The organism is Halorubrum sp. AJ67 (assembly GCF_000513435.1).
In genome coordinates this window covers 144253-167533 of record NZ_CBVY010000005.1, presented here as the reverse complement: position 1 = coordinate 167533, position 23281 = coordinate 144253, and the positions used below count along the sequence as shown (strand labels likewise).

Here is a 23281-nt window from a genome sequence, read left to right as displayed (position 1 = left end):
CACAACTCACCAGTCACGGAGGGTCACCAGTCGATGGAGTGCTGGCTCACCTAACTCACGCAAAACGCACGAGGGTCTCGAGAGAGACACGGCTGAAAACGAGGAACAGAGTGTCGTCAGTAGTCTTAACCAACAGTACCCCAGAAACTGGCTTCTTGTTGGTTAAGATCGGTTCGAATCGGCTGTCTCTCACAGATCGTCGCAGAATTCACCTCGCGCAGCCGTAAGCGACCCTTCAAACTGCCACGTCGCCTCGCTGAACGCGTCGTCGGTCTGGGCGTCCCACCGCGGGAACCCACACTGCTTGCTGACGGCCACCTCCCACGTCGGCGGCTCGACCTGCCCGAGGTCGTACGATGGGATCGCGACGATGTACAGGTACTCCTCGTCGCCGTGGATCCCACTGCTGGGATCCTCGATCCCGTGGCCGAGCAGAAACAGCGGTTGGGAGAGATGCTGCATCCGACTGGGCTGACAGACGTCGGCGGGCGAGTGTGCGTCGAGCCGCTGGCCCGCCTCCCGGTCGGGATCGAGATACAGCGGCAGCGACGCCAACTTCTCGAGGAAGACGTACTGAGCGGCCGCGTACGACGGGCCACGGACACTCGAGGTCGCTTCCAGTAGTTGTTTGAGCTCGCGTAGCCGCCCGAGCACGCCGCTCGGGTAGCCATCGGAGTGGGTGTACACCTGTGCGACTGGATCGGTCGGATCGGCCGTCCGGCCCGCATCGAGAGTCCGGACGAACCGAAGTTGACACCGTGTCGACATCGAATCACGCCGGCAGGTACTCGCCGGCACCCATCGCGGCGAGAAATAAACACCCCCACAAGGCGGGCCTGGGAGCCATCTAGCACACACGCAGACGGACTGCTGGTGGTGGTTGAGGCCGCCACCGGTGTGAGACACCAGCTGTCAGCAGGAACTGATCTCCTCTTGTGTGGCGCGCCCCACGCTCACCGCAGGTACACGATCCGCAGCTCCCTCGTGTCGCGACCGCCCACAGCCGGGTGAACTGGGACCCGTCCCTCAGTCGACGGGTGGCGGCGGGACCTGATGCCCACATGGGTGACAGACCGCCGTATCGGGCCCGCGAACGATGACGATAGACACGCGGTCGCCACACCGCGGACAGCGCTCGTAGGTCGCCATCAGCGAGTGGGTGGCTCCACACGCCCGCAGCGGTCACACGCGACCAGTTCTCCTCGCGGCGTCGCGTCCGTGGTACGTGCCGCTGGGGGATGCGAACACGATCCCCATGTGGCGTGATCCGGTGGCGAGGCGATTCGACTCTGAACGATCAGCAATACGAGTTTGAACATCGCGCGCACCCCTCGGGCGCGAGACACCCCCGCTACCCGAGTCGCACGCCGCGGTCACGGAACACGGCGCGAAGCCCCCGCTCGTGGATCGCACCCACGAGGTCGGAGTACGCGTCGCGCACGCTCGGATCCTCGACGAGGTTGCGGAACCGGCTCTCGAAGCGCCGCCCGTGGGCGGTCCGCTGTTTGTCCGGGCGGTCGTGAGCCGCCTCATGACAGAGCACCAGAAACAGGTCGTGGGTCCACACGGCGCGTTTCGGGCTCGTTACCGCCGAATCCGTCACCACGATCCGCGTGTACCCATCGGTCCAGGCGTCTGCCGTCGCCTCCCCCCAGTAGATCCGCCGATCGATGCCGATCGCGTCGGCGAGCGCTCGCGCGAACAACAGATACCGCTCTTGGCGTGCCGTCAGCTCGCTGTCGTCGAGTCGCGTGTACCCCTCCCAGACGCCGAGCGCCTCGGCGCGCGCTTGGACCGCGAAGGTATCCGGGAGTTCAAGCGGGTTCTCCTCGTCGCGCGCGACTCGCGCGAGCTGCTCGGTCGCCGTATCGCTCGTATCCAAGACGATCGCGCCCCGCTCGACGAGTGCGTCTGCGCTATGACTGGCGTCGTCTTGGAAGGCAATCTGTGGGGCGGCCTGAATCTGGGCGAGACTCACCGGCGTCTCGGTAACAAGCTGGAACACCTGGCGGTCGCGCCACCGCTCACGCCGGTCGGCGTCGGTCGCGATCAGCTCGGCCATCACCGACCGGGTCCGACTGTCGAGCGCGTCATCGCTCAACTGGTCGTAGAGCTCGACGCGCGTGTCTGCGAGCGTCTCTTGAATCCGGTCCCAGCGCTCACATCCTGACTGGACGGCCGTCCGCGCGAAGTTCAGCGTGAGATTCCCCTTCGAGACGACGACGCCACCGACCCCAGCGTCGTAATCGGTGGTGACGTACAGCCCGTTGCTGTAGACGGCGAGCCCCTCTTCGGGCGTGTTGGTGACCGCGAGGTACGCGTCATCAGTTTCGCGGGTGACCGCGACGCGGGCATTGTCGACGGCGGCGAACGGATGGCCGCGATCCACGACATCACCGTTCACCACAATCTCGACGCCTGTTCGGAAGCTGAGATAGCCGAATCGCTCGCGGAGCTGTTCGTACATTCGGTGCCACCGATAGCTGTCCGGCTCCGGTACCTCACTCGCGTAGTGGTCGATCGTCACACAGACGCCGTCGAACGCGTGGTCAGTATCGATGACGACGCCCTCTCGCCCCGCTGCCTGCGCGAACGGGCCGGTGTCGCGTTCGTCCTGGTAATCGAAACACAGCGCGTGGGTGCCACTCCAGATCCGGACCGCTCCTTTCGCAATGATCGCGCCCGTCCCGATCCCCCACTCGCCGAGGGTCGAATCATCACCACGCGTTTTCGTCCCAGCGCCGAGCACCGACAGGTCACGGCGGCCGGCCTCACCACCGAGATCGACGCCCGCACCATCGTCACAAACGACCGTCTGGTCGGGGGTGACGCTCACGAGCACGCGCTCTGCGCCCGGACTATCAGCCCCATTTTGGACGGCCTCACGGACGGCGTCTGTGAGATCGGCCATCTGGTCTTCGATCAGATACTGCGCGACCTGATCGGTCGTGGTCATCTCAACGGCTTCGATACCACTCGGGTCGGTCCCGGAAGAGTCCGGGGACGACGACTGCTTGGACATGGTGTCCACTCCTCGGGGCACCACACAAACCGCTACAGACGACGCTACCGGCTGTCAGGGGAGAACTTCGTACAACTGGTCGTAGTCTACGAATGCGAAGACAGCTTACCGCTCATCCTGCGATCCGGCTGTGTCGCTCCCGTCGTTTTGGATGGCAAGAATGTCTTGGGCAACATCAGACACGTGTTTCTGGTGCGCAGCTGAGGTCGCAACGTGTTGGGCAGCACTGATCTGACCGTTAACTACTGCGTTCTGCTGTGGCCCCCACGTCTCTGGTGGCTCTGCTTGGATGTACGCCACCCAGCGTTTGATCGCCGCGATGCGTTGTTCACGATTGCGATCGTGCTTCGCATCGAGGTTCTCAAGCGTGTTTGAGTCGGTCATATTCAGCTTCGACATCGAGTCGGCTCACCCACGTTTCGAGCTGGGGCGCACTAAGTGTTTCCTCGAAGAGTGTGTACAGATGGACTGCGTCTTCGATATCTTTCTGCGCGCCGAGCGACAGTTTGTACGCAATCTGGAGTTCGAGCGGACCGATCGGAATCGATTGACCATCGATCTGTGCGGAGAGTGCGTGGGAGAGAGATGCCTGATCAAACTCATCAGTGACGGTCTTAACCTCGATATGTGGGGTGATCTGATCGGTTGGCGCGACCCAGATCGGATCCTCATTCTCGAGCATCTCGTACATCGACGTAAGCGGCATCGCCGGCCCCCAATACCCCTCTGTACTGAGTGTCGTCGCGAGCTTGTCCGCCGTTGTGTTGTCGATTGGTTCGATGAGCACGTCGACGTCCTCGGTTGAGCGTGCACGCCCTGCGAGAATCGACACGTACCCAGCGATGTACACGTGTTTGATCCCGACCTGATCGAGAATTCGTGAGAACGCAATTGCCAGCTCGTCTAGCTGGTTCGGTTCACGTTCTACATAGAGCGTCTCATCTCGAAGCTCGATACCACTCATACATACATCTTCACGAGGGGGCGAATAAGTTGTCTGGCTGCCAGCGGCTGAGACTGTTGCCTAACCATCGGCAGGGGAACCGCCCTGGGCAGCAATCGTCTCGATCAGAGTTGTACTTGTCTCCCGAATCCGCTCACAGCGCTCGAAGAGCTGATCCGAGTCATCGTCGTGCCACGCGGCGAGATACTGCGCTGAGCCGTCCATCTCCAGATCGAAGTGGCGTCCGATAACGTATGCGACCGCCTCGGCTTCGCGTTCGCGCGCCTCCCGCCCGGCCGTATCAGCTGGATCGTGGAGCAGAGCGTGCGCGTACTCATGGAGAAGTGTCCCCGCGACGGCCGCCGTGTCGTCACCACGCACCTGAATATGGGGGTCGCCGTCGACGTGGCGACACACCCCGTCCGCGTCACCGTACGACCACGCGTCGCTGTCGACGATCTCGACTGATAGTTCGAGGGTGGCGGCCGCTTCAAGCAGCGCCGTCACCAGTCCGTCGGGGTCGCCCCGAGCAGCCGTGTCGAGCTCGGGGAGCGGCTCCCCCTCGGTCTGCGAGACGTCGAACACGGGGACGGGTTTGAACCCGACAACACCCTCGTCCCACTCGTCGGGTGGCGTCTCGTCGTAGTCGCAGTCGTTGCGCTCGTGGTAGGTCGGCCCATCCCCACACTCTGGACACTGGTTGGTGATGATCGGGGCCCAGATCCAGATCGCGGATTCGCCGTCGGTCACGTGGCGATCGAACTCATCTTGCCACGTCCGGTAGCCCGCCACCTTCGTCGCCTCCGGACACTGGAGTGCGATGAGCAGCGTGTTCCGATGCGAGTACTCATGGAAGCGCCGCTGGATGTCGAGCCACTGTTGGAACTGCTCGCTGGCGCGTGCCGTATCAACAGCCTCGACGAGTTCGGCAAGCCACTGATCAATCGCTTGGTGCATCTGGTCGGCACGGGCGTCAGTGTCACCGAAGGTGACACGCCCGCTCGAATGGGATTCAGCCATGCTCCCACCCATCGGGAGCACAACAATCCGGCAGCGAGACCCACCGGCCAGCCACCCCCAACAACCAAGCACAGGCCACGTGAGACCCTCCCGCCGTTTGATTCACCAGTGACGCGCAGTAACTTTCTTAATACTACATGGTATTACCACACATACTATGGGGCAGACGCCCGACTCCCCACCCGACGAGTCCTCCGAACACACGCACCTCCACATCCAACCGACCGACACCGGGCTGTCCGCGCCAGCAGTCGAACAAGGCTTCTGTCGGCTCCACAGTGTCGAGGCCGACACGACGGGGTGGACCGACCGGCTCTTCGGCAGTCCCGCACCAACCTTCGAGTTTCGGTTACAGCGCGCAGCCGGCGCTGACGCCGATTTTAATCTCTATGCCGGTGTCGACGACGCGCCGCTAGAGACGCTCCAAGGCGGGGTCCGCACCGCGTGTCCGAACGCGTATGAGCTCACGCCGGCCACACCCGAGCCGCTGCCAGGGATTGAGCCGGCGACTGACGAGTCAGACACTCAGCTTGCGGCCGTCGAGTGGATCGGTGACGCCGAGCGCCGCAACGACTGGCAAACCCAGCTCACACCGCTTGCGGCGTTTCAAGACGCTGACGATACCCGCCTCCCGCTGGCGGTGATCGCCGAGACGCTCGCGGACACCGACGCCGCCGTCACCTACCAAGTGGTGTGTCGCCGGTATCGCGACTGGCGCGGCGATGCCGAGCTTCGCCAGCAGCGGCTCGAGGAAGGCCGCGACACGCCGGCCAGCCGGGCCTTTGATGACCTGTTTGGCGACGTGTTCGCCGAGTATGCAAATGAGGCGTCCGAGACTGCCACCCGCGAACACACCAACGCTGCCACCGTCGGCCGCCAGGAGGCGATCACCGCGGCCGACCCTGTACACGCCTTTCTGGTGAGCGCCCGCTGTGTCATTGCTGGGCCACAGGCATCGGTACTCGCACGCCGGCTTGCCACCGCCTTCGAAGGCGTGGGCAACGACTACTACCGGATCGACGGGACGGTCACAACGGACACAGAGGCGGCGTCAGTGGTGGACGCGATTCGTGACCGGACGGTCCACGAGCCCAGCTACGAAACCGCGATCACGAAGCTGCCGGGGACGGCCAATCGGAGCCGCGGGCTCGTGATGGACGCCGCCACGGTGCCCGCACTCTGTCTGATTGATGGCCCCACGCTCACCATGGGGGCCGCCCGGACCGTCGATCCGACCGCCGCCGACCGAACGGCGCTGCCACCCCCACCGACCAGCCACCTCACACGCTACCGTGAGTCGGGACTAACTATCGGTCACCCACTCGATCAGGACGGCACCCCCACCGACGACCCGGTGGCCGTGCCCCCCGATCTCCAGTCGCTCCACGTCGCGTGGTTCGGGAAGACGGGCTCCGGGAAATCCACCAGCCTGCTGACAGGGCTGCTCGACAACACCGCCGCCACAGACGGCGCTGACATCCTCATCACCCCGAAAGGCGACACCCTGGCGACCGCGTATCTGCGGGGCCATTACGCCACGTACGACACGCTTGAGAACGTCTACTACTTTGATTGTGCGGAGACGCTGCCCGCCATCTCGTTTTTCGATATTCGCGACCAACTTGATGCTGGCATCGACCGATCGACGGCCGTCGAGGATATCACGGATCATTACATCGAAATCCTGGCGGGTGTGATGGGGCCAGAGCAGTTCCACCAGGCCGTCCGCTCGCCCGACATCATCCGCCAGCTCGTCAAGGCACTGTTCGATCCCGTCCACGGGCGTGATGCGTTCCCCCACCGCGATCTCCAACGGGCGGCCGCCCGCTTTCACGAGACGGGTGAGCCGCCCTCGGTGGTGGATGATGAACTCCAATCAATGCTATACAACGTGGCGGCCAACAGCCAACAAACGTTCGATGAGCTGCTCCAAGGGGTCCACAACCGGATCGAGAAGATCCCGCTTGACGACCGGCTGGGCCAGCTGTTCAACCACGTGCCCGACGACGATGACCCCCACTTCGATCTTCGTGAGGTGATTGATGAGGACGCGGTCGTCATCCTTGACACGGGTGGGCTCCGCGCCGCCAGCCAGGAGGCGCTCACCCGAACAGTCCTCTCAAAGCTATGGACCGCGCTCCAGCGGCGCGCCCACACGACGGATCCCGACGCGCGCCCGCTTGTCAACCTGTATCTCGAAGAGGCTGCTCAGCTGGTCAGCTCTGGGGTGCTCGATGAGCTGCTTTCACAGACCCGATCCTTTGGCTGTAGCGTGACGTTAGCCACCCAGTTCCCTGGGCAGTTGCGGGTGCGCGATGAGGCCGCGTACATCGAACTGATCAACAACGTCTCAACAGTTGTCACGGGAAGTGTCCCCGTCGATGATGTCTTAACGAAACGCCTCGCGACAGCCGATCATCCTCCCGCCGAGATTGGGAATCGGCTGCGCGCGCTCGGCCGTGGCGAGTGGTTGGTGCGGCTGCCCGCGCCGTTTGCGGAGACGCCATCGCCGCCGTTTCTCGTCGGGAGTGCGCCGTTGCCGGCCGGCCATCCCGAACGCGACGACTTCCGACCGGCCCGCGAAACCACGTTCGCTGCCCAGCGCGACCTGCTCGTCGCGCGCAGCCGGCGTGAGTACGGTCTCGATCTGACAACAACGCGCGCAACGACCGGCCCAGAGACCACAGACAACGGCGACGAGACAGTGCCCGACTCCACGAAGCCCACCGCGTCCCGGATCGATTCAGCGCTGCCGTACACCAATCGCCTGCCAGAGTCAGTGTCGTATGTCGACGAGCGACACGCCCTCGTCTGTGTGGGGTGTGAGACGCCCTATGATCCCACTCCAGACGGGATTCGGGCCGCAATCGGCTGTTGTCACAATCTCGAGGCTATTGACCGCGACGACTGTCCGATCTGTGAGCTACCGCTGAAACTCACGTATACGGAACGCCAAGAGAGCGCGATCAGTGATGCGGGGCTCCGCTTTCTCCAAGCAGTGTACTCGGCCCACCAACAGCAGTACGATCCGGAGATCGAGTATGACATCACCCGTGACAGTATGCGCCGGCTCGCCGAGTACGTCGGGATCGACGCCGACGAGATCGACGAGCTGCGTGAGGCGGGGCTGCTCAGCCGTGACTGTCGATATCCACACACGCTGTATACGGTGACGCCCGACGGTCGCGATGCGATCGGCGTGCGGCATCGCGAAGGCGTGGCGCATGGGGCTGGCGCTGGCGATCTCAGCGAGTCGAGCTTTCATGTCGCGATGGTCGAGGTCGGCGCGCAGTTGCTCGCCCAGGAGTTCGTTGACGACCCCACCTCGCCGGCGACAACCGTCAAGCGGTACTACGAGGGTAGTGAGGGGCGGCTCGATGCGGCCGCCGTCGATGACACTGGTGACGTCGTCGCCGCGTTCGAAGCCGAACGCATCAACCACGATGCGAGTCGGGCGATCCCCGACGATTACGACAAGCTGGCCGCCGAAGCCCCGGATGCGGCCATCTGGATCGTCAAAAATCGGGAGGCCGCCCACGCGGTGATCGAGGCGCTCAACACGCCCCCAAACGGTACCCCTCGCGTCGAGAAGACGTACGGCAAGCAGACGCGCCCAGCTGTGTTCACGATCGACCAGCCGGGGCTCACCGACGTGTACACGTTCCAGTCGGTGCGAGATACGCATCTCAACACCAGCGACTAATGGGTGACACTACACCAGAGCCAATCGCTAATTGATCACACATATGCAGGAAGTAGCCGCCCTCATCAGCCGGATCTTCCACTGGATGACAACTGGAGCCATTGTTCCACTTGCGGGGCTGTATCTGCTGTTGAGTTTTGCTGATCTCGGGCTCCAGAAACTGCTCAGCCATCTTATCCATCAGGAATGGGTACATACACCGCCGATTTCGTTGCGCACTCGGCGCGTGCTACGCACGTATGCGCCGGTAGCTGTGGTCATCCGCACGCTACCGGGAGCCCAGTTGACGGCCGATCAGCGGTGGCCACGACCCCTCCGTGGAGCCGCGATCTATCTACAACTCGTCGTGGTGACCGGTATCGGAGTCCTGACCGAGGAAGGGGTATTTCGTGGGGTACCATATGTCGGCGCAATCGCGCTCGGGGGAGAACCGTTCTGGCCGGTCATCGGTGGCACTATCGCGTGGGCATTCCTACATGGCACGGGGCGTGGGATCACGTTGCTCGTCACAACCGGCTGGCTCAGTGCGGGCGTGTGGCTTGTCGGCCACTGGGAGATCATGGTTGGGTTACACTTTACTGGCAACCTCTTCGTGGCGATGTGGCAGGTTCTCGATTGGAATCGGTGAATAGAGCATAATACGGCACGACTCAGTGGGGAGATCGATGTGCTACAGCGGCCACCAGCTGGCACGCTCAGTGTCGAGTTCGCGTTCAAGCTCTTTTCGCCGCGTACGTTCTGCCGCCAGATCTGCCCGGAGCTCCTCGTTTTCCTTCATCAGCGTTTCAACCCGCGCAGTCAGTTCGTCGATTCGGGCGAGCTGATCGGTTGTATCCTGTGGGTGAGGTGTTTGTGAGGCGGTAGCTGTTGTAGTCGTCCCCGAAGACGATTCCGCCGTGGTGTCGGCGTTCGATGGGGAGGCGGCGGGAGTGGGTGGAGACGAGTCGGCGTGTGTCGTCGACGCCTGTAATGTGGGGTCGGTGTTAGCTGTGGCTGTCCATGTCGTACCACCACCACCAGCCGCAGGGCTGTCCGACTCGCCCGCTGATGTGGATGCTGAGTCCGTCGCCTCAGGTGGGGTGTACACGTCATCTGTGCGGGCGATCGCCCGCTCGACGGTCTTGTCACCGTACGTGGTGCCATCAGCGTAATGCACCTCGTCCCACTTGTCACGAGCGAGTCCGGACCGGCGAAACAGCCGGTCGATACGGTTGTGATCACACCCGGTCCAAAAGGCGAGCAGCCGACACAACGCCATATCGGCCTCCGAGTGGCTCTCGTAGCCGCTGGTGTCGCCGCCCCACAGGCGGCTGAACTTCGCGCCGTTGGCGGCGTTGCGTGCCCGATCGAGGAGCGTCTCATCGTCGAGGGCGGCCGGTCCTGACGCTGTCGGAGGGTCGCTTGCTACGTGGTCGTCACTGGCCGACTGCTCCGTCGTCGCTGTCGGATTCGAACTGGCTGTCTCCGACGCCACCTCCTGAGTGTGTACCGATTCGACTGCCTCCGTTCGGTCGGCCACCGTTGTGGGCGTGTCATCGACGTGTGCGCCGGTCACGGTGAAAAACCGCGATCGGTCGTACAGCTCCAGATCGCCGGCGCGATTCCGTCCATCAGGTAGTGTCCCCGTGATGAGGACGTGGTAGCCGGTCCCAGAGGGGCTCACCTCTGTGTAGGAGTCGAGCTGGGTAATGATCTGACTGGCCCACGTGGCCGGTTCGCCGGTGTCGGGATCGCGACAGTCGTCCAGATCAACGCCGATGAGGGGATCGTCAGTGGTGAACACAAAGCCGAGTCCCTCGGCGGGGGTCGTCGTCACCGCCTCGCGGGCCGTCTGGAACGTCCGCCACGTGTCCGGATCGGTCGTCGACGCAAACTGCGTGGTTTCGGGAATGATCGGGACTTTCGTCTTGTTGTCGTCTCGCTGTTGGGTGCGCCAGCACACCCACTGGTCGCGGTCGACCAGCGCGTCCGGGAGGGTGTCAGCGGTCGGTGGGAGACCCATCGTTCGTGAGAGATTATCACACGGATCGGGCAAATAGATGACGCCACCTGTGGTGCCCGTGGCCTGTGCCTCTGGTGTCGCACATGCCGATGGTACGGTGCCCAGGGTCACCCGTGAGATCGCAGCTCGATCCCGCTTTCAGAGAGTTTCATGCGGGATTCCATCCGCAATAACTCCGTGGGAAATGGGTGACACAGCTGGGTCACCACAGCCGAGCGCTGTATCCGCGCAGCGCTCGCGGGTACTAGCGCTCGTGGTTGGTCGATCGACAGCCCGATCGCCGGACGGCAGCCATGATCGATCGGCGTCGCCGTCGCCGCGGTGTCACTGGCCCCGCGATCCGGTCGCGATCTCTCAAGTGGCAAGTATATCTCGTTCAGCCGTATCACCCCCCTGTTTCCGGGGCTGATCGAGTCGTTCAGTCTGAGCGTCTCAGAGAGAGAAGATGTTTCTGATCGAGGTGCTGGGGTCCGTGCGTGATCGCCGCCGACGTTCCAAGCGCGACACAGCGGCGCGCTATCCCGGCCAGACTAGAGATCGTCGGCGTCCTGTTGAATGAGTTCTGTGTCGCTTGCTCACTCGAGTTGGGGGCGACGCCCCCAGTGTTTCACACGTTGGGTCATCGTCTCTTGCGGTGGGACTCGCGTCTGAAACACCACGAAATGATCCGGTGGGGGCAGCGGCCGCCGGGAGATCGTTCACCGGGGCCTCTTTCGACTCGACGGCGTCAAAATTAACCAACGTAACCCGCATCGTCGCCAGGGTGTTGGTTAAGAATATCTACTTGGGAGCCCATTCACCAACTGTACTGAATAAATAGCTCGAACGACTGTATCGAACACAAATGATGCTTACAGAAGACACAATCTATCGACACGAGGAGCTCGGAGAAGTACTGGTACTCGGCGTCCACCATGTCTTTGAAACGTATGACCTGGACTCACAGGACGGCCATCTCCGATCGAGAGTCGTCCGTCACACTACAGAATGGGACGACTACGGTCCGATGCCCTCGAGTATCCGAACCACACCGGTCGACGAGTTTCGGACGGCGGTCGGCGATGCCATTCGACCTCGAGAGAGAGTTGAACAGCCAACACAGGACGGTATCTGACCTGTCCACCACCAATCACTAGCCGATGAAAGTCTATCCGAAAATTCCACGATACGATCATCCTGTCGTCCCGGAATTGTTTTTCGACGCCGACGACGTGGTGCTCCTCGAGAAATTCGACGGGAGTTCATTCCGCTTCACGCTCTATGACGAGCGGTACGCGTCATCGTATCCCGATCCCGTCGTGAACGCTGCCGAGGGAGACGGAAGTCTTGTCTTCGGAACGCGACGCACCATCAGGGGGTGTCATCGCGACGATCTCGAGGAAATCGACGGGGCACTCCACCGAGCCGTCCGCTGTCTTCGCGACGGGATCGATTCGGACGCCCTTCGTCGATGTCACGATGAACATGGCGGCCCCCTGATTGTGTACGCGGAGAACTTGGTGTACTCGACACTGGACTACGGATACACAGAACGCGATCTCCCCGCATTGGTCGGCTTCGATGTCCTTCCTTACGCGGCCATCGATTCGATGACGCCACCCGGAAACCCATACGCCGAGACGTTCGAGGGATTCCTCTCGATCGACAAGGCGTGGCGCGTCTTCGAGCGAATCCGGATTGAGGATACGTCGCATGACCGGGCGTTTGTTCCCGCGTCGATCATCGCTGAGACGAGCGAGTTCGATCCCGACAACTACGCCGTTCCGCGGTCGTCGCTTGCCGACGATATCCGTGCGGAGGGCGTCGTCGTCCGCAGCGACAACTACGACCGCCGTGTGAAAGTAGTCCGCGAAGCGTTCGAGGAATTGAACCGCGAGCAGTTCGGTCACGATCCGGATGACGCGGAAACGGGAGCTGAACAGATCGTTGCGATGTATTGTACGTCCGCCCGGATCCGCAAGACGGTGCGTTCACTCGTCGTCGAAGCGGACCGTGAGTTCGGCGTTCACCTCGTCGAGGATCTGTATCCGCGTGTCGTTGAGGATATCTGGGCCGAACACTGGCAGGAGATCATGCGACTCGACTTCGAGTTCACGCCTGCGGATGTCTACCCGCTCGTCGCCAAGCGGTGTGTCACAGAACTCCGACAGATGGAGACGAACGCCGAATTGAACGACGCTGACCCGACGACGATCTGGCAGCACCTCTCCTAGGCATTCGTTCGTCTAAGACACGGTTGCTGTGTCCATTTCACCACTACTAATCGACGCCTCTGAGACCGAGACACCCCCCGTACCGAGTGTACATTTGTCGGAGAAAGCCGCGTCGAATTGGAGTGACAGTCGAGCGGAGACACCCCTCGTACCGAGTGAGTATCAGGTCAGCTACCCACGACTGAAGTCGTGGGCTTCCGCCCTTGTACCGCTGTGATCGGACCCGGTGGTAGGTTACCAGTTACTCGTCACCGGCTACTGGTCATCGAGCCCCCGTGTAACGATCTCCGGCGATCGAAGCAGGCGGTGGACTCGGTAGCTTCCCTCGCCGTGGCCACCACCCGTGTGTTTGCTCTCTGTGACGCCGAGAAACGCCTGCTCCTTGAGGAGGCGTTGAACGCGATCGTAGCTCAGCGGCGTCGTACCCTCCTGCTCGGCGATCCTCTGATACGCGTCATACACTTCGGCGGTGCGAAATGTCCGTGTATCGGTCTGCTCGGTGAGAAGTGCGAGCGCCCGGAGAATGTGTTTCACGTGTGGCGTCTGTCCGCTCACGAGTTTCTGGAACCGATTTATTTCGGCACGGTCGACAGCCTCGTCGACGTGGGCTTCCGTAACGTAATCGGCTTGTTCCTGTTCGGCCAGTCGTCCCGCTTCGTACAGCATATCGATCGCCTTTCGGGCGTCACCGTGTTCGCGGGCGGCGAGCGCTGCGGTCTTCGGGATGACACCGTCGTTGAGGACGCCCTCCGCGAACGCGTCCCGGCGACGGGTGAGAATCGCCTCGATCTGTGTGGCGTCGTAGGGATCGAAGACGAGTTCGTTGTCTTGAAGCGAGGAATCGACGCGTTCGCCGAGTTGTTCGCGGTACTCGATCTTGTTGCTGATACAGATCGCCCCGACGAATGTGTCCGCCTTCCCGCTCTCCTGTGCGCGCGAGAGGCTCCGTAGAAGCGCGTCGCCATCGAGCTTGTCGATTTCGTCGAGGACCACCACGAACGAATCAACGTCGCCCTCCGTGAGTAGCTCCCAGGTAATGTCACGGTAGTCCGCGGCCCCAATACCGCGCCGGGGGATCGAGCGATCGTCGACGGCGTCCCCGAGCCGCTCGTGAAGTTCACGCGCCATCTGCCGGCTCGCCTGCGCTTCGGTTCCGTAGTCCGAGCAGTCAATATAGGCGTACGCGAAGGTGTTCCCGTTCGCCGTCGCGCGACGCGTCGCCTCCCTGGCGACACACCTCGTAACGAGTGATTTTCCGGTCCCGGTCTTTCCGTAGACGATCGTTGTCTCGGGTGGTCCGCCGCGTATTGCGGGGGCGAGTGTGCTTCCTATCGACTCAATCTCTTCGTCGCGACCGACGACACGATCGAGATCGGGGACGTGGCCGACCCGAACCAGCTCTCGCTCTCTGAATATCTCCCCCGTTTCGAAGATATCGCCGCGTTCCGTCATAATGGTGTGTCAACGACATCTGGTATATATCCACCGACCTCATACCGAGTGAGTTTTATTATAATCGGTTCAGAAATCCATTTGTGCCTTTCTAATCTTTATTAAATAGTTATTTGTGGCGTATCGCACACTCAAAACCGAGTGATAGTATCCACAGCCGGTCACGGACGGACCGTTCATATCGGGAGCTAATTTCACTCGGTATCGGGTGTGGGTGTCGGCGTCGACGAATTGGCCTCATCGAGCTTGATTGGCCCCGTCTTCACTCGGTACGGGGTGTGTGCCATCGATCCCATATCATTAGAAGTGAGTGCGAGACCGTCGCTGGAACACTCGACATGGTAGGGTAGGGAGACAGGATCGCTGCCTGTCAAACGCGAAGCTTCTGAACAGTCATTCCCAGCTCAGATAGACGGTGTTTCGTCGGCACTGATGCCGCGGAGCGGATAACCTGCCGACTCGTCATACCCATTCTCTCGTCACTTAATTCGGACGAACGACAGAACTGAAGTGGGACTTGATCACGGTCCTATCGTGATACACCTCCAAGTGTCGTCGTGATTACCGACCAGATTGGGGCCTTCACCACCGTCTTGCGGCTGTATAGTGCGGTCATGCTGCTGATAGATAACGACGTGTTCCGGGTTGAACGAGAGCCCCAAGACTCCGGAAACTACCCTCACCCTACTGGCTTCGCTGTTGGCGCACAAAAACAGGGAATGCGTGGGCGGACGAACCGTCTTGTGACGGCCACGATTGATCCCCTCCTCGTTCGCGTGAAGGGTCACCTTCTCCGCCCTAAAGGGCAAGCTTGTCGGTAAAATCCCGTTCTAGCCGATTCTACTGAGTGGCAGGTGAGTAGCCACCGTTCATACCGACGCGGCTGACTCTGATCCATCGTCGCGCGGCAGACCGAACTCAACCTCAAGCCGGACCGTGTCGTAGGGGACGTACGGCTTCTTCGCGCGGCCCGCCTCCTCGAAGTGGATGATGTCGTACTCAGCCAGGAGGTACAGATCGTCGTGGACGTCGTGGACATCGCGGTCAAGGCGGTCGGCCAGTGCACGGATACTCGCAGGGGGAGTATCCATCACCGCCTCAAGCAGTTCCATTCGCCGGTCGGTGAGCAACTGCCGGAGTCGCGCTCGGTCCTCGAAGTTGACGACGTGTGGCACTTCCTCGCCGTCCTCCCACCGTTCGGCGCGCTCGATAGCCGCCGCCTGGGCCTGCTGTGCTGGGAGCGACGTGATACGAAGGGTCGACGGGTACTCGATCTCGTCCGGGTCGGGCGTGAACTCGTCGTGTGTGGGTTCGGTGTCAGTGGGTTCGTTGCTCATAGATTTCGTGTACCTCAGTTTGGAACTCGTTGATCAGGTCGGAGAGACCCTCGAACTCCAGTTTCGTGATTTCGCCGTCGGGTGGGTGTCGATGATGCCGGCCGATGTCCAGGTGGTACGGCGAGTTGTCGTACCGCAGGAGTGTGTCGCCGTCAGCGTCCATGTACTGGAAGCTGTACTTCAGCCCCTGCGGGAAGTCCTCGGTCACCGGGACCTGCCACGCGATCATTTCGTACCGACTCCCGTCTGGTTTCTCGTTTTCTCCCCGGTAGACGACCGTTGCTGGCATCGATCTCCTATGTTGTGTATCGACCCCAACAGTGGTAAAACTACTGTTAAAATTGAACACTGTAACATCTGAGCGACCCTGCGTAAAATGAGAGTTCTCGGCGTCATAGCGGGGCGAGGCGGAAGCTCCCGACTTCTCATCGGTCACGACAAAAAGAGACTTCGGGCGGTTCGTCCCAGTAGCGATACGACTCCCACCTCAGTGCGTCCTCTCGACTGTCGGCCGGGTAGTGCTGCGTGTCTACATCATTCATTCGGGGAGTCGACGCTGCGCCGAGCGATATCGTTTTGCCGCGCACACGTCGACACAGGTGTATGGCCCCCGCGATCACGCATTTTCTCGTCGGTGCGTCCCTCTGCTTGCTGGCAGCGGTCCCGTTCATCATTCGGTCCGACACTGATCCCCTCGTGATCACATGGTTGATTCCGATCGGCGGCATCTGGGGAATCCTCCCAGATGTCCATCACGTCGCCCCCGTCTTCGCGACGGAGCTGTACGCGATCCACGGCTCACCGTGGGTGTCATTGTGTGCGTTTCACTACCCGCTCGACACGCTGGCCGTGCGTCACCGGGCTCATGCGAGCATTTTTCTCGCGATCGCCGGGTTTGTGGGCGTACTCGCGGTGATCACACTCGTGGCTCGGGAACGGCCGTGGCAGTCGATCGCAGACACGCGGCGCGAGCGGATGGCGATTGTCGGCGGGGCGAGCGTACTCGCGGCCGGGTACGCGACGCTCGCGTTGACAGCCGTCGTCAGCGTCCAGTGGGCGTTCGGCACGGTCGCGAGCCTCGTCGGTACCGACCGCGTCGCGATCGGCGGCTTGGTCGTGCTCGCGGCGGGGTTCCTTGCGGGGCTCGTGTACGCGGTCGGATTCGTGACGGTCATGCCGCGACACGCGCGGTCGACACCGGGTGTCGCCGGCGTGATCGGGGCGGGCATCGGCGTTATCGTGTGGGTGGGCACCGTCCTCGTCGGACTCCCGCTGTGGACTCGCTGGGTCCTCGATGACGCGCTGTCGATCCCGTTTGTGCGGCCGGTAGCTCTCGGTGGGCTCGTGGTCCACGGGGTGGTGTTCGGGGTGACGTATGCGCTCGTCTACGGGGCGTTCGACGCGGCCGGGACCGGTCAGCTGACTGTCGGGTGAGCGACTCATCGTGCGCCCACACGAGAGAACCACCGATCAGCGGATGCCGTGGTCTCGTCGAGGTGGTCGACTGGGTCGAGGGTTGGGGACAGGAGATGTGAGACGAACCAGTACGGAGAGGTCAGCGATGTCGTGGAGAAGCCGATGACCCACCGTCGAATCTGGAGATGATCGGCGTCTCCATCGTTACGCCCACGAAGCCCATATCCATGAATAATCGTGTGAGACAGAGTTATATCATGGGAGTTGTTGACAAGCCATCATATGACCGAAAGTGCTCGCGGTGAACTTGAGCGGGTGACCACGCTCGTCAGTGGCCTCGAGGCTGCTGGCCACGCTGTTACAGATCTTGACGTGTCGGTGGCACCGGCGACCGAGAGCACAGTCACCGTCGAGATTGCGCTCGGTGGCACGGCAGCACTCGATGAGACGGCACTCCGCATCGACGACGCACGGCTCGTCGGAGACACCTTAGAGCTCACCGCTGCGGTTGGGGACGCTACCACGGACGCGTCCGAGACCGATCGCGACGCGGAGACCGAACCCACGGAGAGTGTTACGGCCGGCCAGCCCACCGACGACAACGCAGACGCCAGCGACGACCCGGCTCCGTCACGCGACAGCACTGACGCACCATCGCCCGATCACGCGGCCGCCGTCGACACGCCAGCGACGGAGACGGACGGTGCCGGAGCCCAGGCCAGCGATCGAGCCACCGCCGAGGACGCCCCGTCACCATCCGGATCGGGGTCTGCTACCGCCCCGCCGGCCAGCGGCGAGGCCGAGCGCGGGACCGAGACTGCGTCGGGAGCACCGAACGAGCCGACACCGGGCGAGACAGCGGATTCCGTCGGCGAGGCGACCGGGACAGACGCGACTGCTGTGAGTGACGGTGGTGACGCCGACACCGAGGTCACGGCCGACGGTCCCGTCCATCGTGACCCCGATCAGCTCGCAGCGGTGTACGACCCGGACGCGACGTTCACGGAGATGACCGAGGCGCTCGGCGCTGACGTGACCCCGCAGACGGTCCGGAACTACATGATCGAGTACGGGCTCCACGAACCGTCACCACGCGGGATTGCTGACTCCACGCACGATGACGGCGACGACACAGCAGCGAGCGGCACCGCTACTGCGGCCCGCGCGAGGGATGTCGACACCGAGTCCGATCCGGCAACCGAGGCGGCGGGCGCTTCGACGGCCGACAGCGCCGACACGCCGGCCGGGGCGGCAGCCACCGCCACAGAGGACGCGTCTCCCGACGAGCAGGAAGCGACGGCCACCGAGGCGACAGCTGCCAACAGCTCGGCGGCTGACGCGTCACCGGATCACAGCCGCGCGGAGCCTGCTGGATCGGCCGGCAACGAGTTGGGCGAGCCGCTCACGGTCGCCGATATTCGCGACCGGACAGGGCCGCTCAACCTTCCGGCCGACGTCGAGCCCGACCAGCTCGTCGCTGCCGTCGCCGACTCGCGGACGGTGTACGAAGTGCGGCAACACCTCGGGCTCGACGATCGGGAGACGCGGACGCTGCTGAAACGCTGTGGGCTGATCGACCTCGTCACGGGGCGTATCACCGGGGGGAGCACCGCACCAGACGAACAGGACGTGATTCGTCGCCTCATCGACGCGTCCGACGGCACCGACTCAGCAGAGCCCTCGACGACGACGAGCTAGTCGCACATTCGCATCTCACACGTCAGTTGGCGAGTGGTCACTGGAGACCGGAGCCGTGCGGGATAGTATTATAATTACATGTAATTAGCTTTATTTGGCTGGCGACATCGTGTCATCCCAATGATCGATACCGCTGTGCGCATTCTCCAGTCCACGTTTGCTGGGGGGACCGGGGTGATCTCCACAATCGAGCTGCGTCCCGCACTCACAGACCCACCCGAGCATATCGAGGTGAACACACCGGGTGTGGTCGACACGCGTCTGGGGGGTGGGCGCATCAGAGCGGTCTCCAACTCATCGCACTCGACGGGGACCCAGCAATGAGCGATAGAGTCCAGTTGTTACCTGAGAACACCGTCACCCGTGCCGATCTCGTCTTAGGTGGGCTTCCACTGGCGTTTGCCACCACGTACGGCGTTGGTGTTGTCGTCCTTAATACGCAGCTGCTGGCAATCGGGATCGCATCGGTTGTGTGTCTCTTGATGATGGTTGATGCGCTTGTCTTTCACCCCCCGTCTCGTTGACGTTCCGTCGGCTCTGTACGGCGAAGCGTCCCAGTCGTATCGCTGGGCGCGTTCGACGGGACCGGTTACTGGTCGGTCCTCAAGGAGGATCTTGAACACGGCGTTTTTCGAGAGCCGTCCTCGGTTCACGCCATTCGGATGTCGATGACTCGCTGTCTCCACCTCCGGTCGCCGGCCGGATCGACCGACTGAACGAGAGAGAACCGTCCGAGTTCGTCGCGGATCCGCAGAGCTGAGATCAGCCATCTCTGTCGCTTTATCAGCCGTTCGGCACGATAGCGGAGTCCGTGCCTGGTCCGGACGAATAGCTGTTGTCAGTAACAATGGAAGATCGCTTGCCCACGGACTCGGCGTCTACTCATCGAGTTCCCGGGTGAACATGCGGTCGTCGCACGTGTCGCACTCGATCGCCGTCTGCCATCCCTGAGAGTCGTTCTTGTTCGGTGGGATCGAAACGACATCGACCGGGTTCTCGCACTCGGGACACACTGAGGGGATCGCCATACGAGAGTGAGTATCTCTATCTTCATTGTAAACATCCGAATTACGCGGGTAGGCACTCATTACTTCGAGCCGGTCGTCTACTCCGAGAACTGCCAGAGACTCTCTCACCTGACGAACAACGCCAGCACCGTTCTCACGTCGCCCTCCATCGCCTCGCTGACCTGATCCTGAAGCCCTCGCGCGTGTTCGGTGAACAGAAGACGTCGGCGGCCCGCATGTGGCCGCACACGTCCGCGTCATCGTCGAGAACGCCCAAGAAGTCGATGCGATCGGCGTGGGTGAGCGCGTCCGCTTGGGCTTCCAGCGCGTCGCGCTCCGGCCCGTCGCCGACGATCCCGAGGGTGCCATCAGTGTCGGCGGCCACTCGGTCGAACGCTTCCACGAGGGACTCGACGTTCGTGTGTTCGATCAGCTACTCCGCGATACACACCCATCGCCGGTGTGGCCGCCGCCGGCACCTCTCTACACGTTCGGATTGTTCAAAGCAGAAATAATTCAGCGAGACATAGATATATATCGGTAGAACACGTAGATACAGTACGGTGGCACAACAGATGGATCTCACAGACATCCCCGGCGAGGCATACACCGACGACGAGTCACCACCTGATCTCGACGAGTTGGACACACCGGACTCGCTGCTCAAAAGCGGGCCGATCCGAGAACGACTTCTCGACAGTGTCATCGGACTTCGCACGCCAACAAAGGTCTCGACAATTGCTGACCGAGCTGACTGCGACACCGAGACAGCCCGGGACTACCTCGGCTGGTTCCACGAGATGGGACTGGTACACCGGCACGACGGTCACCCGGTTCGCTACAAGCGCAATGATGCGTACTTCCAGTGGCGGCGTCGCAACAAGATCCGGGAAGACTACTCCGACCAGGAGATCGTCGACGCACTCGCAGCCACTCTCGAAGCAATCGACGCCTACAGGACACAGTTCGACGCACAGCACCCAGACGAGGTCTCCCTCGTCAACGCCACTCGGGAACAGGATCTATCTACGGAAGCAGCTTGGGAAGCGCTTTCCGAGTGGGAGACGCTTGAACGGCGAGCAGCACTCCTCGATACAGCACGCCGAACCGACCCGGTCTCTCGTCGGACGCCCGGCCACGTCGATGCCTGACGACGTGACCGACCCACCTGATCGCGGTCCCATTGATTCAGAACTGCTCGATCGGATCGCGACACACCTCTCTCGGAGTAATCGCTTCAACAACATCGAAACACGACCTGTATACGCGCCAAATGCAGTCATCGCAGACTACGATCTCGGCTACTTCCCGAACGGCGTCACGCGTGCGTCTCTTCGAATCCGATGGTTCGAAACCGACGACTTCAGCGTTCACTATTCCGAGCAATACCGGACCGGCAACGCGTGGGAGTGTCACTGGGACAGCCACCCAAACGATCATAATACCCGAGAACACTTTCACCCGCCACCGGACGCATCGACACCCGGAACGGACGAAGAGTACCCTGAGGACTGGCGTGATGTACTGGCAACAGTACTCACTCGACTCGACGACCGCATCGAAGCGTTCTGGGACGATTGACATTCCCCTCCGCGTGAACGCGGAGGTATCCCGAGCGAGGAAAGTCCTGGATTTGTAACCGGGGCTAGAATCGGACCGAGTCGTCTCTGTACGATTAAACGCGGTGTTAGTAACCCACGACTTCAGTTGTGGGTTACTGACTCATGCCTGGGCCCCAGTCGTCGGGATCCTCCGGACCCAGCCGCTCCGTGGCTGCCCGCGCGGTCGCCATTGCGGTGATGGTCTTTTCGACCGCCTGATCGTCGGCGATCGCCCAGTAGTCGCCCCGATGACGAACCAGTCCACGGTCTTCAAGCCGTGAGAGGACGACGCCGACACTCCCGCGTGCGATGTCGGTGGCCTCGTGGATCTCCTTCGGTGTGTACGCCTGATCAGGCGACGACGCGAGAAAACCGAGTATCCGTTCCCCGTTCGTCCGACCGCCGGCTCGGAGCTCCTCGGTCGGTCCCTCTTCGAACCGATCGATGTCGATGGGCATGACTTGACGTACGTAATCGGTTGTATAGCTGTAATGGTACTACCGGACCGCATGCGGTTCTGCGGTAGCCACCGATCACCAGGTGCCGTCGATCGCGCGTTGGTAGGTGGCCTCGGCCTGCTCGGCGATCGCGTCCCAGTCGTACTGCCGCGCGTGCTCGACGGGATCCGTCGGCGGACGCGTGCCGTCTAAGGCGGCACCGAGTATTTCTGTGATCGCGTCGACCGCGGGTTCGACGCAAAAGCCGGCGTCGGCGATCACCTCGTCTGCCGCGGATCGAACCACAGAATGATTCGTTACCGATTTGTCAACCGGTCCCCGTTCTCGATTAAGGTGGGTTCTCGGCCGTGTTGAGGGAGGCAGTCTCTCCGGTTTCGTAGACGCGTCGCCAGAGTTGGTGGACAGCTCGAGCCACGAGTCTCGGTTCTGTCACATCGATACATGATGCCGTTACGCGATCAGCGTCGGGCGGGTGGTGGAAATGTCGATCCGGAGCGTCGGGTTTCGGGTGATGGTCAAACCGGAAGTTGACTCCGTTCTCGTCTGTGTGGTGGACGCTGTAGTACCCCGTCTGATACCAGCGAATGTCGAACCGACACCACGTTGCGTCAGCGATGCCGTCGTCGACGTAAATTTGTAGTTCGGTTGGGTCGAGCAGGCTGTCGAAGCCGGTATGATCGACGAGCCCATCGAGTGCGAGGAACTCTGCTCGGATCTCTTCGAGGGCTGCGATGTCGAGCGATCCGACATCTCCCTCGATGTCTTCGTCCATCTACGCGGTGGAGCGTGAGGTGTCGTCGCCGAATGCACCACGCTCTCGGCGCTCGGTTGTGGACTCGGCGGTGGATACTGCGGCAGCGTGGCTATCGTCGGGGTCGAACCCGTAGAGCGCGAGCGCAGCCTGTGCGATCTCGAGGTTCTGCTCGATCTGGCGCCAGCGCGCGACATCCTCCCAGCCGTCATCGCCGGCGTCGAGCGCGAGGGTGAGTTCGTCGATCGTTCCGACATCGTGGGTCTCCTTGATGCTCGCGCGCTCTTCTTGAAGCTCCTTGATCGAGCTGCGGATCTCGGCTTTCGTGTGTTCGCGGTGAATCGCGGCGATACGACGCATCGCGAGCATCTGAGGGGCGCGCATATACTGGCTGCCCGTGTCGGTGTTGATACGTTTGACACGCCCGTCCGCAGCCATCGTCGAGAGATACTTGCGCGCCGTCGGCGGGCTGACGCGGGCGCGATCGGCGATCGCCGCGGCCGATTGCGGCTCAGTCGTGACATCAACGGCCTGCCGAACGCGGTCGAACGCCGTCGTGTCGTCGGTCCACTGCTCGACGACAGCCTCATTCACGTCGCCCTCCCAGAGGTTCTCCGGGGGATCGCTAGTGGTCATGATGGTGCGTACGTGGCGATGT

The 23281-nt window shown here is 62.1% G+C and carries 24 protein-coding genes; 8 read left to right on the top strand and 16 right to left on the bottom strand.

All coding sequences use genetic code 11. The features are described from left to right. Positions 1 to 189: 189 nt before the first annotated feature. From BN903_RS06960 to BN903_RS06945, 5 genes are all read right to left on the bottom strand, one after another. A complete protein-coding gene (locus BN903_RS06960) occupies positions 190 to 768 on the bottom strand; it encodes a hypothetical protein (RefSeq protein ID WP_048077043.1) in 579 nt (192 codons plus the stop codon). Positions 769 to 1351: 583 nt separating this feature from the next. Further along, positions 1352 to 3022, bottom strand: a complete 1671-nt coding sequence (locus BN903_RS06955) for an ATP-binding protein (RefSeq protein WP_228841049.1) — start codon at positions 3020 to 3022, stop codon at positions 1352 to 1354. A gap of 105 nt (positions 3023 to 3127) precedes the next feature. Further along, positions 3128 to 3406 (bottom strand): hypothetical protein, encoded by a 279-nt coding sequence (locus BN903_RS15710; RefSeq protein ID WP_079890603.1) that lies wholly within the window; start codon positions 3404 to 3406, stop codon positions 3128 to 3130. After that, on the bottom strand, positions 3384 to 3986 hold the full coding sequence (locus BN903_RS06950; RefSeq protein WP_048077042.1) for a hypothetical protein: 603 nt from the start codon (positions 3984 to 3986) through the stop codon (positions 3384 to 3386). The genes BN903_RS15710 and BN903_RS06950 overlap by 23 nt, the downstream gene beginning before the upstream one ends. 60 nt (positions 3987 to 4046) lie before the next feature. Then, positions 4047 to 4985 carry a hypothetical protein gene (locus tag BN903_RS06945; protein ID WP_048077041.1) on the bottom strand — a complete coding sequence of 313 codons (939 nt, stop codon included), beginning with the start codon at positions 4983 to 4985 and terminating at the stop codon, positions 4047 to 4049. A gap of 157 nt (positions 4986 to 5142) precedes the next feature. On the opposite strand from BN903_RS06945, the gene BN903_RS06940 reads away from it, so the two are divergent. Together BN903_RS06940 and BN903_RS06935 are read left to right on the top strand one after the other, a co-directional pair. Next, a complete protein-coding gene (locus BN903_RS06940; RefSeq protein WP_048077040.1) occupies positions 5143 to 8688 on the top strand; it encodes an ATP-binding protein in 3546 nt (1181 codons plus the stop codon). Positions 8689 to 8818: 130 nt separating this feature from the next. Continuing rightward, positions 8819 to 9316, top strand: coding sequence for a hypothetical protein (locus BN903_RS06935; RefSeq protein ID WP_228841048.1), 498 nt, complete (start codon positions 8819 to 8821; stop codon positions 9314 to 9316). Positions 9317 to 9358: 42 nt separating this feature from the next. Here BN903_RS06935 and BN903_RS06930 read toward each other — a convergent pair whose 3' ends face one another. Further along, entirely contained in the window at positions 9359 to 10690 is a 1332-nt protein-coding gene (locus tag BN903_RS06930; RefSeq protein WP_048077038.1) for a hypothetical protein, read from the bottom strand. Between the two features lie 1139 nt (positions 10691 to 11829). On the opposite strand from BN903_RS06930, the gene BN903_RS06925 reads away from it, so the two are divergent. Next, positions 11830 to 12903, top strand: a complete 1074-nt coding sequence (locus BN903_RS06925) for an RNA ligase family protein (RefSeq protein ID WP_048077037.1) — start codon at positions 11830 to 11832, stop codon at positions 12901 to 12903. 255 nt (positions 12904 to 13158) lie between these two features. Here BN903_RS06925 and BN903_RS06920 read toward each other — a convergent pair whose 3' ends face one another. From BN903_RS06920 to BN903_RS06910, 3 genes are all read right to left on the bottom strand, one after another. Further along, positions 13159 to 14355, bottom strand: a complete 1197-nt coding sequence (locus BN903_RS06920) for a Cdc6/Cdc18 family protein (protein ID WP_048077036.1) — start codon at positions 14353 to 14355, stop codon at positions 13159 to 13161. 869 nt (positions 14356 to 15224) lie between these two features. Next, on the bottom strand, positions 15225 to 15692 hold the full coding sequence (locus tag BN903_RS06915) for a hypothetical protein (RefSeq protein ID WP_048077035.1): 468 nt from the start codon (positions 15690 to 15692) through the stop codon (positions 15225 to 15227). After that, the gene (locus BN903_RS06910) at positions 15673 to 15981 is read right to left on the bottom strand and encodes a DUF6516 family protein (protein ID WP_048077034.1); all 309 of its coding nucleotides are present in this window, start codon (positions 15979 to 15981) and stop codon (positions 15673 to 15675) included. Before BN903_RS06910 ends, BN903_RS06915 begins: the two co-directional genes overlap by 20 nt. 314 nt (positions 15982 to 16295) lie before the next feature. Between BN903_RS06910 and BN903_RS15210 the strand changes: the two genes are divergently transcribed. From BN903_RS15210 to BN903_RS06895, 3 genes are all read left to right on the top strand, one after another. Next, entirely contained in the window at positions 16296 to 17126 is an 831-nt protein-coding gene (locus BN903_RS15210) for a hypothetical protein (RefSeq protein WP_052334935.1), read from the top strand. A 264-nt stretch (positions 17127 to 17390) separates the two neighbouring features. Continuing rightward, complete coding sequence (locus BN903_RS06900; protein ID WP_048077033.1) at positions 17391 to 18806, top strand: hypothetical protein; 1416 nt, start codon at positions 17391 to 17393, stop codon at positions 18804 to 18806. Positions 18807 to 18926: 120 nt separating this feature from the next. Continuing rightward, positions 18927 to 19130, top strand: a complete 204-nt coding sequence (locus tag BN903_RS06895; protein WP_048077032.1) for a hypothetical protein — start codon at positions 18927 to 18929, stop codon at positions 19128 to 19130. Between the two features lie 53 nt (positions 19131 to 19183). On the opposite strand, the gene BN903_RS16580 is transcribed toward BN903_RS06895, so the two are convergent. From BN903_RS16580 to BN903_RS15705, 3 genes are all read right to left on the bottom strand, one after another. Beyond that, complete coding sequence (locus tag BN903_RS16580) at positions 19184 to 19459, bottom strand: hypothetical protein (protein WP_154018073.1); 276 nt, start codon at positions 19457 to 19459, stop codon at positions 19184 to 19186. A 225-nt stretch (positions 19460 to 19684) separates the two neighbouring features. Continuing rightward, complete coding sequence (locus tag BN903_RS16575) at positions 19685 to 19834, bottom strand: hypothetical protein (RefSeq protein ID WP_154018072.1); 150 nt, start codon at positions 19832 to 19834, stop codon at positions 19685 to 19687. Between the two features lie 133 nt (positions 19835 to 19967). Next, on the bottom strand, positions 19968 to 20198 hold the full coding sequence (locus BN903_RS15705) for a glycosyltransferase (RefSeq protein ID WP_321163489.1): 231 nt from the start codon (positions 20196 to 20198) through the stop codon (positions 19968 to 19970). A 190-nt stretch (positions 20199 to 20388) separates the two neighbouring features. On the opposite strand from BN903_RS15705, the gene BN903_RS06880 reads away from it, so the two are divergent. Together BN903_RS06880 and BN903_RS06875 are read left to right on the top strand one after the other, a co-directional pair. Beyond that, positions 20389 to 20964, top strand: a complete 576-nt coding sequence (locus BN903_RS06880) for a hypothetical protein (RefSeq protein WP_048077099.1) — start codon at positions 20389 to 20391, stop codon at positions 20962 to 20964. Continuing rightward, positions 20957 to 21394, top strand: coding sequence for a hypothetical protein (locus BN903_RS06875; RefSeq protein WP_048077029.1), 438 nt, complete (start codon positions 20957 to 20959; stop codon positions 21392 to 21394). The genes BN903_RS06880 and BN903_RS06875 overlap by 8 nt, the downstream gene beginning before the upstream one ends. Before the next feature lie 133 nt (positions 21395 to 21527). On the opposite strand, the gene BN903_RS06870 is transcribed toward BN903_RS06875, so the two are convergent. From BN903_RS06870 to BN903_RS15700, 4 genes are all read right to left on the bottom strand, one after another. Then, positions 21528 to 21872 carry a helix-turn-helix domain-containing protein gene (locus BN903_RS06870; RefSeq protein ID WP_048077028.1) on the bottom strand — a complete coding sequence of 115 codons (345 nt, stop codon included), beginning with the start codon at positions 21870 to 21872 and terminating at the stop codon, positions 21528 to 21530. A gap of 75 nt (positions 21873 to 21947) precedes the next feature. Then, positions 21948 to 22157: a hypothetical protein gene (locus BN903_RS06865; RefSeq protein ID WP_048077027.1), complete on the bottom strand. Its 210-nt coding sequence runs from the start codon at positions 22155 to 22157 to the stop codon at positions 21948 to 21950. A 43-nt stretch (positions 22158 to 22200) separates the two neighbouring features. Next, the gene (locus BN903_RS06860; RefSeq protein WP_048077026.1) at positions 22201 to 22644 is read right to left on the bottom strand and encodes a hypothetical protein; all 444 of its coding nucleotides are present in this window, start codon (positions 22642 to 22644) and stop codon (positions 22201 to 22203) included. Continuing rightward, positions 22645 to 23259: a hypothetical protein gene (locus BN903_RS15700; RefSeq protein WP_048077025.1), complete on the bottom strand. Its 615-nt coding sequence runs from the start codon at positions 23257 to 23259 to the stop codon at positions 22645 to 22647. It abuts the gene before it with no gap. Between the last annotated feature and the right edge of the window lie 22 nt (positions 23260 to 23281).